We start from the raw sequence: 13,875 nt of genomic DNA on the forward strand, positions 1-13,875 counted from the left end.
GAGTATTTTAAGGTTTATAGATAAGTACTTGATTTGTTCGCACCGCTGGGCGCGCCTCGCCTCCGGGAATAATAATGCTTCCGTTCCATACTACGGCTGAGGTGGTTACTGGCGCATGTACACGGAGCTTCTTGCCGCTGGAATGGGCTTTTAAAAACTTAGGAATCGTGTCGCGAACACTCCACTGGTTTTGCTTGATGTGGTAGGATAGTACATTTCTTGCGAACCCGGGATGTTTCTCGCGAAGATCTGATTGCGCAAGCTTACCGTCATCGCCCGATACAAATAGAATTTCATCCTCTATTACGCCCGCAATTCCAGGATTTGCTACCGCGGTGATGGAGTAGGGTACAGGCGCGATTTTGGTCCAGGATTCTCCGTTAAAGAAAAACCCATCATTCAGGTACCTCCGTTTTGCTTGATGGAGCGAAGCGCCAGAGAAAACATAGAGACCGCTGCTGCTCGCTGCGGCGGCAGCGAAAATTCTTCCTTCCCCCGGCAAATCAGCAAGCTGCTGCCAGCCGCGATCGGGAGCCGAAAGATCAAACCGAAACACACTTTTTGAAGCCTGATTGGCAGGCTGTTCCACCTGTCCACCAATGACGTACCAGTAGTTGTTATATTGGGCAAAGGCTAGATTCGTAAGCGGAACGGGCAGGCTTGGCAGCTTCTTAATCTGGAGGCTGTCACTTGCAAGCGAGATTTGATACGTCTGCTTATAACAAGTAGCGCCGTCACTGCCGCCCGCTATAAAAAAGTTGCCATTAAAGCTTGCTGAGGCGCCGTAACCTAAGGGCATTGGCAGTCGTCCGAGGAGCTCCCAGCTCGCGGTTTCGGTAGAGAGAAAATAAACTTTGTCGGAGTATACTTTATTCCCGTTTTTCCACGGTGGTATGCCACCCTTGAACTGTGCGCCACCGGCGTACACGATGCCGCCTTCCAGCTTTCCGGCGTAGCTTCCGGCAAACCCGAGTGAATCTGGAATAGCGGCGAGCATTCCCCAACTTGCTTTTTGCGCCTGAGCGTCTAGATGCACTGCGAGAAGGAGCGTTAATCCCGCGTGCAACACTATCTTTTTAAGAGCTCCGTGCATAGGGCTAATGTTTGAAAAAATCCGACATCCTCTAGCTCACTTTTAAGCTCACTTTTTTCGGTCGCCGAAAGCGTTCCTAAAGGCAGGCGAGCACTACCCATATCGAAGCCTATCATCTCCATTATAGCGCGCTGGGCTGGGATAGGACCATACTTACCGATCAGTTTGATCATTTTTATCGCCTGATACTGTATGTCTTGCGCTTGCTGATTTTTTTTATCAGCAAATAATCGCATCACCTGGAGGTAAATTGGCGCCGCGTAGTTATAGGTGCTCCCTATTGCCCCCTTAGCGCCAACGGAGAGCGCCGGCAGTAAGAGCTCATCAAAGCCGTAGAGCATATCGTGGTCATCAGCGCAGATCTGCAGGCCGTCTTGATACTCATGGATAGCGGGTGAGGTGAATTTAATACCCGCAAAGTTTGGCGCTGCGGCCGCTATTTTAGGAATCAAGGTTTCTAAATTAACGTTCACGCCGGTGATGTGCGGGATATGGTAGTAGTAATATGGAAGCTCCGGTGCTGCGCCCGCAATTTCGCTCAAACTAACAGTCAGCAGATCCTCGCTCGCGGGCTTAAAGTAAAACGCACAGACCGAAGAAATCGCATCCGCGCCGATTGCTTGAGCATGGGCGGCCAGCGTTTTGGCCTCGCTGATCGAGGTGTGGCCCACGTGCACGATCACCTTCATTCTTTTATTTACCGCCTGGACATATTTTTCGGCAATAGCCTTCCGCTCGTCCATGGCTAAAGATAAACCTTCTCCGTTTGTGCCGCAGACAAAAATGCCGGCTAGGTGCTGATCATACAGATGATCAGCGAGCTTAGGGATGTAATCCAGGTTTACCGATCCATCAGCGTTGTAGGCGGTAAAAGCGGCGGCGAGTAAGCCTTCTATTTTAGTAGCGTTTTTAAATTTCATGAATTTGTTTGTTTTAGTGTACTAAGGGCATCTAAATGCGGGCGAAGGTGTTCTTCCATCCCTTTTTTGAAAGCGTCTTTATCGCCTTTTTTTATCAGCTCGACCAAGTCGGCGTGGCTCACCTTTGGGGTAACTACGCGTTTTTCGATTTTAAGGACATAATCAAACAGCGGCATGAGCATCGACTGGAAGCGCATGAGTGTCTGGTTGCCCGTAATCTCGTATAGTTTCCCGTGGAATGCGATTTCATTTTTTATCCGAAAGCTGGTTATTTTCTGTCCATCATTTTTGACTATCTTCTCGAGCTCATTCAGGTGCCTTTCATTGATACGCATAAAAAGTAAATCGGCCATTCCTAGTTCGAGCACCAAGCGGAGCTCAAAAATATCTTGCAAGGTAGTCGCGTCCACCAGCTGCGGTTGGAGCACTTTCTCTAGACTTCCGAGCACGTCGGGGTGTGCGAGCACCATGCCTATTTTCTTTTTTGTGGTGATAATGCCCAGCATCCGCAGGCGGCTTAGCGCTTCGCGCAGAATGTTTCTGCTGACGCCCAGCGCCTGAGCGATTTCCATTTCTGAAGGCAGTCCATCGCCTACTACCAGCTGCTTTTCTTGCAGGTAGTCGCGCAGCTTAAGCTCGACTAAATCTGTCAGTGAGAGCGCTTTAATAGGTTGGAAGCCCGGTTTCGAGTCTGGTGTTGTCATGTGTGATTATATGTTGTTTTGTTTAATTATTTTTTCTGATAAAACTCGTCGACCTTAATCTTTTGAAATACCATGTCGGCCTGGCTTCCTTCATAAATTACGCCAATCGTCTGTTCGTCCACTGAGGTGATACAGGAGTAGCCGCGTCCACTCCATTCATCGAGTAAAACGATATTCTCATCCGACCAGGTATCACCGTAATCAAAGCTGGCCTGCACGGAGATATGGTCGCGTTTACTGGTAGAGTGTGGGTTACAAAAGAATAATATTTCATTCTTATCTGGAGCGATGTATTTATGTAAGCTCGCCATGCAGGTCGGCATGATCAACGCGTTTAGTGAGCTGAGGTGTATCTGCCAGGTTTCGCCAAAATCTTTCATTGTAGCGACGGCTCTGCCGTTCCCCGGGACGGGTAGCCCTCTATTTCTATTTGTCCGCATGTTGAACATCAGCTCACCAGGTCGTCATACAGCCCGACGGGGTTGTTCCCCGTCTGTCCGAAGCTACTTCTTAATTTCATATAACTAACCGCGTTTTGGTCTTTGAAGAAATCTTCTTCAGAGATGATCCATCCTGCAGAGACCCCAGGGAAAAATCCCCACCGGGTCTCCTTAGCAAACAATGAGGAGCCATTATACCGGAAGGTTCCCATTAGCAGGTAGCAATCTTTGTAGCTATAGTTTACCCGCCCAAAATAGCCTATGAGCACTTGCCGCCATTTGTCACTATCGGCATCCGTTTTATTAGGTCGGGCCGATAGAGAGGGAACTTTGTCGGAGCTGGCACCATTTACGGCAGCAGAAAATTCGGAGAAATCGGTCTGCTGGTAGGAAGATCCGAGCATAGCCGTCAAATCGTGATGCTCCCTAAAAGATTTGTGATAGTCCAAAAGGCCATCAAATTTCAGCCGATCTAACTGTCCGTTACTTTGCTTGGTGGTTCGCAGTCCACTAAACTCGTGTGCTTTTTCAAAATAGCTGTAGTTGGTGGTGTGCGAAAAATTAGATACAACGACCTGTGCTTTTAAATCCTCAAGCAGCTGGTAATCTAAGCCCCCCGATAGCGAGAGCCGCTTATCTTTGTTCTGGATATCACGCGTGTAATCCCACCAAACGGGATTTGGCGACGTAGCATTGTACCCCGGGGTGGGCCTGCCATCAGGATAGTATACCAATTGTGTGGGCGGAGTTGCAAGGCCCCGCGCAATTACATTCATTTGATTTTCAAACGCCGATGACAACGTATTTGAAAAATCGAACATGGTGTTTAAGGTCAGTTTAAACCGGCTGTAATCTGTTCCAAGTGCTACGCCATTATCGTCTGTATATCCGGCACTTCCAGCGTATCTTGCAGTCTCACTATCGCCGTCGAGTCCAACATAATAATTTTGCCACGCAGCATTTCTAAACAGTAGCGACTGGTAATCGTTGTCTTGAAAAATAATGGTCCTTGAGGGATCGAGGGGATCCTGCGTGCTGGAATATCCCGCAGGAACGGACTCCCCCGCTTCTAGGTACCGAGAGGAGTATATTGAACTGGCATCGTTTCCACTACTAGCAGAATAGCCGGAATTGAAATTGTATTCAGGGCTCACAGCAACAGCTGGTCTGACGATTGAAATATAGTCCCTTGCATTCATGAAGTCGATGGTAGGCTCTGGGCTCTGAAGGCATAGTTAGCATCAAAGGTTATCCTTCCGGATGACGATTTTTTACCATTTTTTGTTGTACTTAGTACCACGCCGTTGGATGCGCGGGAACCATAAATAGCTGTCGATGCCGCATCCTTAAGCACTTCGATCGATTCAACATCGTTTGGGTTCACGCCAGAGAAGGAGCGCTCGACCCCATCTACTAAAACTAGTGGATCATTGGTTTTATTGATTGAGGAACCTCCACGAATCCGAAATACGGCATCCGCTCCAGGAGAGTTGTTGGATTGGTAAACCCGCGCGCCGGCTATTTTACCTCGTAGACCTTCACCGATCGTGCTTATTGGGATGTCTTGTATCGCTTTGCCGTCTACTTTCGAGATAGCTGTTGTCAGCGTCTTTCGACTTTGCGTACCATAACCGACGACAACAACTGCATCAATATTTGATTCGGCGGTTTTAAGCACGATTTCTAAACTTTTCTGGGGAGAATTCACTGGATATTTTAAAGTAGCATATCCGATGTTGCTGACCAGCAAGGTTACGGGCAATGATTCTACCTCTAATTCAAATTCCCCTTGATCGTCTGAACTTGTTTGGACTGTTTTTTCTTTAACTCCGATAGTAACGCCATTAATTGGTTGACTCCTCTGGTCAGCGATTTGTCCACCAAGCTTGACTTGTGCAAAAATAGGTAGCAGAAAAGAGCAGCTTAGCGGGCTGATTAACATCGTTTTCATAACAAATGAGTTTATAGTGATTAGTCTATATGTATGACAATACAACAAATATAGAGGAAAGTTTTAGAAATCAAAGTGTCTTTGGTAAAATATTGAATATCAATAGCTCTGAAATTTCTTGAAATTTGATTTAGCGTTATGGGGATTTCTTAACTGTACTGCGATAATGTGCGGTGTTTTGTTACAAACAAATATCGAATAATCTCTACAAAATTATTCTTACCCGGGCCTTGGAAACGTTTGCATGAGTCGTACGGACAATTTTAAACACAGTTAATATAAATTTAACTTGCATATGAAATATTGTTCGAGTACTTTTGTTACTCAATCCTATTATCCAATCATGTTAGATGCATTAATAACATCGAAGACAAGACTTAAGCTGCTGATCAAATTTTTTGTATCAGCAAGTAACACTGGATATTTACGTGGGATCGCGGAGGAATTTGACGAATCAACCAATAGTATAAGAAAAGAATTAAACCAGCTTACAGAAGCTGGATTTTTAGAAAAGAAGCAGGATCAGAAGAAAGTGGTTTATAGAGCGAATATTGACCACCCATTATTTTCTCCTGTTCAAAAATTGATTCATTCTTTTCTTGGGATTGATAAAGTTGTTGAACAGGTGCTTGAACGGGCGGGCGATGTCAAGCAAGTTATTCTAATTGGTCCTTATGCGCAAGGTTTGGAATCGAGCAAAGTAGATATAGTTGTACAAGGAGATGCTTTAGATAAAGAATATTTAAAGCAGCTTGCAGAGAAAACATCAAAAATTATTAATAAAAAAATTTCGATGCAGTTTGGAAATGAAGTAAGTGGCGCTCATATCGTAGTTTATCAAAAACAATTGTCTGTAAAAGAAGTTAGGCCACGTCGATAAGATATGGCATATTTATTGTGTTAAGCGGACTGGACGAGTAGGAATTTGCATTTCATTTTGAAATTTTTAAACGGAGTATACGCGAAGTAAAGTTTATTAAATTTATTAGAACGAGGATACAGGAATTGCACTAATTCGGTAAAAAAGTATGAAAGAAGAGGTAGTAAAAAAGAAAAGAGATTACAATCCGGGTCCCCGAGTCGGAATTACTTTTTCGACGTTTGACTTGCTCCATGCTGGACACATAATGATGTTGGCTGAAGCAAAACGTCAGTGTGATTATTTGATTTGTGGGTTACAAATGGATCCAACGCTTGACAGGCCTGAAAAGAATCCTCCTACACAGACTGTCGTGGAGCGCTATATTCAACTTCGAGGATGCCAGTACGTTGACGAAATTGTGCCATATTCTACTGAGAGAGATCTTGAAGATATATTAAAATCTTTTAAATTGGACGTGAGAATTGTCGGAGATGAGTATAAAGATAAGAATTTTACAGGTCGTGAATATTGCGAAAAAAAAGGGATTGAATTGTATTTCAACAGTCGCGATCATCGATTTTCAAGTTCGGGGTTGCGAAGGATTGTTGCGGAAAAAGAAGCGGAGAAGAATGGGAAAAAATAATTTTGTGTTGAGATTAAATTTTTGAAAAAGTAATAAATCGAATATAAAATAGAGGATTTTGTCCTCGTGATAAATTTAAAAAATGAAAAAAATCGCTATCATCGGTCAAGGGTACGTTGGTCTACCACTAGCAATAGAATTTTCACTCCATTTTCCTGTTATTGGATTTGATATAAATCAAGAACGTGTAAATGAGTTAAACGCCGGAAAGGATCGGACGCTTGAAGCTGATCTAGAAAAGTTGAAAAAGGGACTTAAACTTGCCGAAGAAACCAATTTTGAAAAAGGCTATAAAAGCTCACACTCACTAGACGAGCTCGGGGCGGCGCAGATTTATATTGTTACAGTGCCAACCCCCATAGATCGATATAATTCACCCGATCTTATTCCACTTTTAAAGGCATCAGAAATGTTGGGTAAAGTAATTTCTCCAGGAGACATTGTTATATATGAGTCAACCGTTTTCCCGGGGTGTACCGAGGAGGACTGCGTTCCTATACTTGAACGTTTTTCAGGTTTAAAATTAAATCAGGACTTCTTTGTGGGGTATTCCCCAGAAAGGATAGTCCCGGGAGACAAAGTTAATACGTTAACAACAATTAAAAAAGTTACCTCCGGCTCTACGGTTGAAATAGCAGAGGAGATCGATCTACTTTATAAAACCATAATTAAGGCAGGCACACATAAGGCCCCAAACATTAAGGTAGCGGAAGCCTCTAAAGCTATTGAAAACGCACAACGCGACGTTAATATCTCATTTGTAAATGAACTCGCTTTAATTTTCGATAGAGTAGGAATCGATACGAATGATGTGTTAGAAGCTGCCGGTACGAAGTTCAATTTTTTGAAGTATAAACCCGGTTTGGTTGGAGGGCATTGTATCTCTGTGGATCCATATTACCTAGCCCATAAAGCGACACAATTAGGATATCACCCAAATGTGATTCTATCTGGTCGTCGCGTCAATGACTCTGTGGCAGAGTTTATTGCTTCGAAAGTTATTAAGCTTATGATCAAAAAGGATATCGTTGTGAGTAATGCTAATGCTTTAATATTAGGGGTCACTTTTAAAGAAAATTGTCCAGATGTTCGAAATACTAAAGTAGTTGATGTCTATAGGGAATTGAATGAGTATGGGGTAGCAGTAGATATATACGATCCATGGGCAGATATAGAAGAAGTAAAGCACGAATATAACGTAGATATTTTGTCGGCGTTGGAGTCAGGAAAAACGTATGATGCAATTGTTTTAGCTGTATCCCATACTGAATTCTTAACTATGGATTTAGCACGCTTGAGGAATGAAAAATCAGTAGTATTCGACATAAAAGCTTGTTTGGATCGAAATCTAGTTGATGCTCGTTTGTAATTTATAGAGATGAGAGAAATAACAAAAATAACTTGTATTGGCGCTGGATACGTCGGTGGGCCGACGATGTCGGTAATTGCGCATAAGAATCCAAATATTAAAATTACAGTCGTAGATTTAAATAGCGCACGAATAGCAGCATGGAATGACGAGAATTTAGCTAATCTTCCCGTCTATGAACCGGGTCTTGATGAAATTGTTCGAGATGCACGTCATCGGAACTTGTTTTTTGACACTGATGTTGAAAGGGCAATTGACGAAGCTGATATGATTTTTATTTCGGTTAATACTCCTACGAAGACATACGGAAAGGGAAAAGGCCAGGCCGCTGATCTTAAATATATTGAATTGTGTGCGCGCCAGATCGCAGCTGTCGCCAAAGACGACAAAATTGTCGTAGAAAAATCTACGTTACCTGTCCGTACAGCTGCCGCTCTTAAGAATATTCTTGATAATACAGGTAATGGAGTTAATTTTCATGTGTTATCGAACCCTGAATTTCTCGCGGAAGGTACAGCAGTATCAGACTTATTAAACCCTGATCGTGTGTTAATTGGAGGGGATGACGAAGTCGCTATTGAAGCTTTGGTTAAGATTTATAGGAGTTGGGTTCCGGAAGAACGAATTCTTACTACCAATATATGGTCCTCTGAACTGTCTAAATTAGTCGCTAATGCTTTTTTGGCCCAAAGAGTGTCGAGTATAAATGCTATTTCAGAATTATGTGAAGTAACAGGGGCCAATGTAGATGAGGTTTCGAGAGCCATTGGATATGATTCACGTATTGGTTCGAAATTTTTGAAGGCTTCTGTCGGATTTGGCGGTTCGTGTTTTCAGAAAGATATATTGAATTTAGTATATATCGCCAGAACGTACAATTTGCATACTGTTGCAGATTATTGGGAGCAGGTTATTTTGATGAACGATCATCAGAAATCTCGATTTGCAGAAAAAATTATCCAGACAATGTATAATACTGTTAACGGGAAGCGAATCGCATTTTTGGGATGGGCATTTAAAAAAGATACTAATGATACACGAGAATCAGCAGCTATATATGTAGCAGACTATCTAATGGATGAAGAAGCTCAGGTGGTTGTTTATGATCCAAAAGTTAGTGATAATCAAATTTATAGTGATCTCGTTTCACTTGGTACTCGTTCTCTTGAAGAAATTAAGCGTTTGGTTACCATCGTAAACGACCCGTATGACGCGGTGGGTGACGCTCATGCGGTTGCTATATTGACAGAATGGGACGAGTTTAAAACTTATAATTGGAATAAAATTAAAGGAGAAATGAAAAAGCCTGCTTTTGTTTTTGATGGACGGAAATTGTTGAATAATATTGAAATGAACAAATTAGGGTTCGAATATTATGCAATTGGCGAGTAATCTTATATTAAATGAGTAAAAATATAGTTATCACAGGAGGAGCTGGTTTTATCGGCTCACATGTTGTTCGCGAGTTTGTATTGAAATATCCCGATTATCATATTATCAATATAGACACTCTGACTTATGCGGGAAATTTAGCAAACCTTAATGATGTAGAAAATCATCCTAATTACAGTTTTGTAAAGGCAGACATTACGGAAGCAGATACTGTTTTAAAGATCTTCAAGCAATATATGCCGGATGGGGTTATCCATTTAGCCGCAGAATCACATGTTGATCGGTCAATATCCGACCCTATTCTGTTTGTCATGACAAACGTGATTGGAACAGTAAATTTGTTGAACGCTAGTCGAGAGATTTGGAAAGATGATTTTGGTGGAAAGCGTTTTCATCATGTTTCTACTGACGAGGTTTATGGTACACTTGGGGAAACAGGATTTTTCACAGAGCATACGGCTTATGATCCACATTCGCCATATTCAGCATCAAAAGCTTCATCGGATCATTTTGTCAGAGCCTATCATGATACTTATGGGCTACCGATCGTTTTGACAAATTGTTCCAATAACTATGGACCAAATCATTTTCCTGAAAAATTGATCCCTCTTTGTATTCACAATATTTTAAATGACAAACCTCTGCCTATCTATGGGAACGGGAAATTCACGAGAGATTGGTTATATGTAATTGACCATGCTAGAGCAATCGATCTAGTGTTTCATGAAGGGACAGATGGTGAAGCATATAACGTTGGTGGATTTAATGAATGGAAGAATATCGATTTGGTTAAGGAACTCTGTCGTCAGATGGATACGAAATTAGGTCGTTTAAACGGAACGTCAGCTCAGTTAATAACCTTTGTAGGGGACCGCCCAGGTCACGATCTGCGCTATGCGATAGATGCCACCAAAATTAATAAAGAGTTAGGGTATAATCCATCGGTTACATTTGAAGAAGGACTTTCTATTACAATTGATTGGTACTTGTCAAACGAAGGATGGTTAAATGATGTCACCTCAGGAGATTATCAGAATTATTATCGAAATCAATATCAATAAACATCATAAATTAAGGTATAAATGAAAGGAATTATTTTAGCTGGCGGATCAGGAACACGCCTCCATCCACTCACAATAGCGGTTTCAAAGCAACTTTTGCCCGTATATGATAAGCCGATGATTTATTACCCACTTTCGGTATTGATGCTGGCAGGGATTCGCGATATCTTAATTATTTCGACGCCATATGATTTGCCTAATTTTGAAAAACTGTTTGGGGACGGGAGTCAATTTGGTATTCGATTGACCTACGCAGAACAACCCAATCCAGATGGGTTAGCACAAGCTTTTATTATAGGAGAAGATTTCATCGGGACAGATGACGTATGCTTGATCCTGGGTGATAATATTTTCTACGGAGCAGGTTTTCAAAAGGTACTACGAGACTCTGTAAAGGTTGTCGAAGAACAAGATAGTGCTGTGATTTTCGGATATTATGTAGATGACCCTGAGAGGTATGGCGTTGCAGAATTTGATGCTGACGGGAATGTGACAAGTATCGAAGAGAAGCCTATTCAACCGAAATCAAACTATGCTGTAGTTGGTTTGTATTTTTATCCAAATTCGGTGGTGAACGAAGCCAAAAAAGTGAAACCGTCGCACCGGGGAGAGTTGGAGATAACCAGTATAAATCAGCGATATTTATGTGAATCCAATTTAAAGGTGAAGACTCTTAGCCGAGGATTTGCTTGGCTTGATACCGGGACCCATGAATCATTAACTGAAGCAACAGAATTTGTTAAAGCATTGGAAAAGAGAACTGGGTTAAAAATTGCTTGTTTAGAGGAGATTTCGATGCTTTATAAATGGATTAATTCGGCCGATTTAGCTTTGCAAGTAAGAGATTTAAAAGGAGATTATTTTTCCTATATTAAGAAGCAAGTACTTAGAATTAGTTAGTTTTTTACATGTCACTAAAAAGGAAAACTCTTTCCGGTCTTGTATGGACGATCGCGGATACCTTTATACTAAGGGGCTTGTCGTTCATCTCTACTATTATTTTAGCACGATGGTTAGGGCCTGCTGAATTTGGATTGATTGGTATGATTTCAGTATTTGTTGCTATCGGTACTACAATAATGGATAGTGGTATGTCAGCATCACTTATTCGTAAAAGAGATGCTAATAGCGAAGACTATTCAACGGTCTTTTTTCTGAATCTTGGATTGAGCTTGGTGTTTTATATTATTATTTTTTTCCTAGCTCCGTTAATATCGAGCTTCTATAATCAACCTGTTTTAACTGGCTTAATTCGAGTATATGGACTAAGTTTTATAATTGCAGCTTTTTCTGCCGTTCAGCTGGCAATTTTGAATTCTCGAATGGAGTTTAAAAGGATAATGAAACAAAATATGCCAGGAACGATTGTGGGGGTGTCGGTGGGTATTTCATTGGGTTATTTAGGTAATGGTGTATGGTCAATTGTGTTTATGTATTTATCAACACAATGTGTCCAATCTATAATATTATGGTTGAGATCAGACTGGAAACCCTCTTTAGATTTTTCAAAAAGATCAGCGAAATTTCATTTTGGATTTGGTTATAAATTAATGCTCTCAGGATTACTCACAACCGTGTATCAAAATATTTATAATATTATCATCGGTAAATTTTACTCGGCACGACAATTGGGTTTTTTTGAAAGATCGAAAGCGTTTAATGATTATCCAGTAAATATTTTGACGGGTGTAATGACGAAAGTTACTTATCCGCTTTTATCAAGTATACAAGGGGACACGAATAGAATTTCTCTAGTATACAGAAAGATAATGCGTCTGGCATTCTTTATCACTTGTCCACTTATGTTTTGTGCGGCTGCGATTGCCCATCCTTTGTTTCAATTTGCATTGGGAGATGAATGGCTCTCTGCAGTTCCATATTTTCAGATTCTGTGTTTATCAAGTATATTCTACCCTATCCATGCGTTTAATTTAAATGTTTTTAAAGTTTATGGAAGAAGTGAGATGTTTTTAAAGTTAGAAGTCATTAAGAAATCTATTATTACTGTTGGTTTGTTTGTCGGATTTCAATTTGGAATTATGGGATTGGTCTGGAGTAGTGTAATTTGTAATTATTTAGCTTTATTCATAAATACCTATTATAGTTCCGAAATGATTAATTATAATAGTAAGCAACAATTTTATGATATGTTGCCTACATTTCTGTCTGCAGGAATTATGTTTTTTGTTACGTCTTTTATAATTAATCATATACATGGGATTGCTTCTATTTACCTTGTTGGTGTTGGTGGTTTTGTCAGTTTGGCGACATACTTAAGCCTTAATTTTATCATTAAATCAACGCCGCTATATTATTGTTTAGATCTCCTTAAAAGTAAAAAATTGAAGATATGATACCCGTTACTAAACCCTTTCTTCCACCTGTGGAAGAGTTCAATGCATATGTCGAAGATATTTGGAAAAGAAAATGGTTAACGAATATGGGGCCATTGGCATCGCATCTAGAGACGAAGCTAAAAGACTATTTGAATGTTAGGAATTTACTTTTCGTAACAAATGGAACCATTGCGCTTCAGATGGCAATCAAGGCTCTAAATTTAAGTGGAGAAGTGATAACTACACCTTTCTCTTTCGTTGCTACAACTTCCAGTATTGTTTGGGAAGGATGTACGCCTAAGTTTGTTGACATAGATGATAACACTTTGAATATTGATTCAAAAAAGATAGAAGCGTCAATTACAGCGAAAACATCGGCTATACTTGCGACACATGTATATGGGAATCCCTGTGATGTCGAAGAGATAGAACGTATTGCGAGGAAATACAATTTAAAAGTTATTTTTGACGGTGCTCATTCTTTTGGTGTAACTGTAAATGGTAGGTCGATTTTTGACTACGGCGATATTACGACTTGTTCTTTACATGCGACCAAATTATATCATTCAATCGAAGGAGGACTTTTAGTGGCAAAGAGTCCTGATGTTTTGAAAAAACTATCGTCAATGCGTAATTTTGGAATCTCAGGTTCCGAATCATTTACCGAACTTGGAATCAATGGGAAGAACTCCGAGTTTCATGCGGCAATGGGACTTGCCAATTTGCCATATGTTGATCAAATATATAAGCAAAGAAAGTTGTTAACTGAATGTTATAACGAATCATTAGGTCCAGTGAATGTTTTTAGACCGAAATGGCATGCTCAGTCTGCTTCCAATTATGCGTACTATCCGTTAGTTTTTGAAAATGAAGATGTTTTATTAGGAGTGAAAGCGAAATTAGACAAACATGAGGTATTTTCTCGACGATATTTTTATCCTTCGTTGGCATCTGTGTTGCCATACCTAAAAGAGAGTCCCGAACTACCAATTGCCGACAGTATTTCGTCGAGAGTGCTATGCCTTCCTTTATACTTTGATCTTACGGTTGAGGAAGTTAAACTGATCAGTGCTCTAATAATTAAAGCTATAAATAATATATAAT

Annotated in this window: 14 protein-coding genes; 8 read left to right on the top strand and 6 right to left on the bottom strand. The window is 40.8% G+C overall.

Annotated features, from left to right (window positions below; translation table 11 throughout):
- Positions 1-7: 7 nt before the first annotated feature.
- From FM107_RS05360 to FM107_RS05385, 6 genes are read right to left on the bottom strand one after another with little or no spacing between them, the layout of a single operon-like run.
- Positions 8-1,093, bottom strand: coding sequence for a kelch repeat-containing protein (locus FM107_RS05360; RefSeq protein ID WP_086947491.1), 1,086 nt, complete (start codon positions 1,091-1,093; stop codon positions 8-10).
- The gene (locus FM107_RS05365; RefSeq protein ID WP_086947492.1) at positions 1,069-2,013 is read right to left on the bottom strand and encodes a dihydrodipicolinate synthase family protein; all 945 of its coding nucleotides are present in this window, start codon (positions 2,011-2,013) and stop codon (positions 1,069-1,071) included. The genes FM107_RS05360 and FM107_RS05365 overlap by 25 nt, the downstream gene beginning before the upstream one ends.
- Complete coding sequence (locus tag FM107_RS05370; protein WP_086947493.1) at positions 2,010-2,717, bottom strand: FadR/GntR family transcriptional regulator; 708 nt, start codon at positions 2,715-2,717, stop codon at positions 2,010-2,012. Before FM107_RS05370 ends, FM107_RS05365 begins: the two co-directional genes overlap by 4 nt.
- Before the next feature lie 26 nt (positions 2,718-2,743).
- On the bottom strand, positions 2,744-3,157 hold the full coding sequence (locus FM107_RS05375) for a sialidase family protein (RefSeq protein ID WP_143559438.1): 414 nt from the start codon (positions 3,155-3,157) through the stop codon (positions 2,744-2,746).
- 8 nt (positions 3,158-3,165) lie between these two features.
- The gene (locus FM107_RS05380) at positions 3,166-4,356 is read right to left on the bottom strand and encodes a hypothetical protein (protein ID WP_086947495.1); all 1,191 of its coding nucleotides are present in this window, start codon (positions 4,354-4,356) and stop codon (positions 3,166-3,168) included.
- Positions 4,353-5,108: a TonB-dependent receptor plug domain-containing protein gene (locus FM107_RS05385; RefSeq protein ID WP_086947496.1), complete on the bottom strand. Its 756-nt coding sequence runs from the start codon at positions 5,106-5,108 to the stop codon at positions 4,353-4,355. The genes FM107_RS05380 and FM107_RS05385 overlap by 4 nt, the downstream gene beginning before the upstream one ends.
- A 343-nt stretch (positions 5,109-5,451) precedes the next feature.
- Between FM107_RS05385 and FM107_RS05390 the strand changes: the two genes are divergently transcribed.
- From FM107_RS05390 to FM107_RS05425, 8 genes are all read left to right on the top strand, one after another.
- Positions 5,452-5,988, top strand: a complete 537-nt coding sequence (locus tag FM107_RS05390) for an ArsR family transcriptional regulator (protein ID WP_179204409.1) — start codon at positions 5,452-5,454, stop codon at positions 5,986-5,988.
- A gap of 148 nt (positions 5,989-6,136) precedes the next feature.
- Complete coding sequence (locus tag FM107_RS05395; RefSeq protein WP_086947497.1) at positions 6,137-6,613, top strand: adenylyltransferase/cytidyltransferase family protein; 477 nt, start codon at positions 6,137-6,139, stop codon at positions 6,611-6,613.
- 82 nt (positions 6,614-6,695) lie between these two features.
- Positions 6,696-7,982, top strand: coding sequence for a nucleotide sugar dehydrogenase (locus tag FM107_RS05400; RefSeq protein WP_086947498.1), 1,287 nt, complete (start codon positions 6,696-6,698; stop codon positions 7,980-7,982).
- Positions 7,983-7,991: 9 nt separating this feature from the next.
- The gene (locus FM107_RS05405; protein WP_086947499.1) at positions 7,992-9,374 is read left to right on the top strand and encodes a nucleotide sugar dehydrogenase; all 1,383 of its coding nucleotides are present in this window, start codon (positions 7,992-7,994) and stop codon (positions 9,372-9,374) included.
- A gap of 11 nt (positions 9,375-9,385) precedes the next feature.
- On the top strand, positions 9,386-10,435 hold the full coding sequence (gene rfbB, locus FM107_RS05410; protein ID WP_086947500.1) for a dTDP-glucose 4,6-dehydratase: 1,050 nt from the start codon (positions 9,386-9,388) through the stop codon (positions 10,433-10,435).
- Positions 10,436-10,456: 21 nt separating this feature from the next.
- Positions 10,457-11,335, top strand: a complete 879-nt coding sequence (gene rfbA, locus FM107_RS05415) for a glucose-1-phosphate thymidylyltransferase RfbA (protein WP_086947501.1) — start codon at positions 10,457-10,459, stop codon at positions 11,333-11,335.
- An 8-nt stretch (positions 11,336-11,343) separates the two neighbouring features.
- Positions 11,344-12,789: a lipopolysaccharide biosynthesis protein gene (locus FM107_RS05420; protein ID WP_086947502.1), complete on the top strand. Its 1,446-nt coding sequence runs from the start codon at positions 11,344-11,346 to the stop codon at positions 12,787-12,789.
- Positions 12,786-13,874 carry a DegT/DnrJ/EryC1/StrS aminotransferase family protein gene (locus FM107_RS05425; protein WP_086947503.1) on the top strand — a complete coding sequence of 363 codons (1,089 nt, stop codon included), beginning with the start codon at positions 12,786-12,788 and terminating at the stop codon, positions 13,872-13,874. The genes FM107_RS05420 and FM107_RS05425 overlap by 4 nt, the downstream gene beginning before the upstream one ends.
- The last annotated feature ends 1 nt before the right edge of the window (position 13,875 follow it).

It is taken from the genome of Sphingobacterium sp. JB170, from assembly GCF_900163865.1.
In the GTDB taxonomy this organism is placed as follows: domain Bacteria; phylum Bacteroidota; class Bacteroidia; order Sphingobacteriales; family Sphingobacteriaceae; genus Sphingobacterium.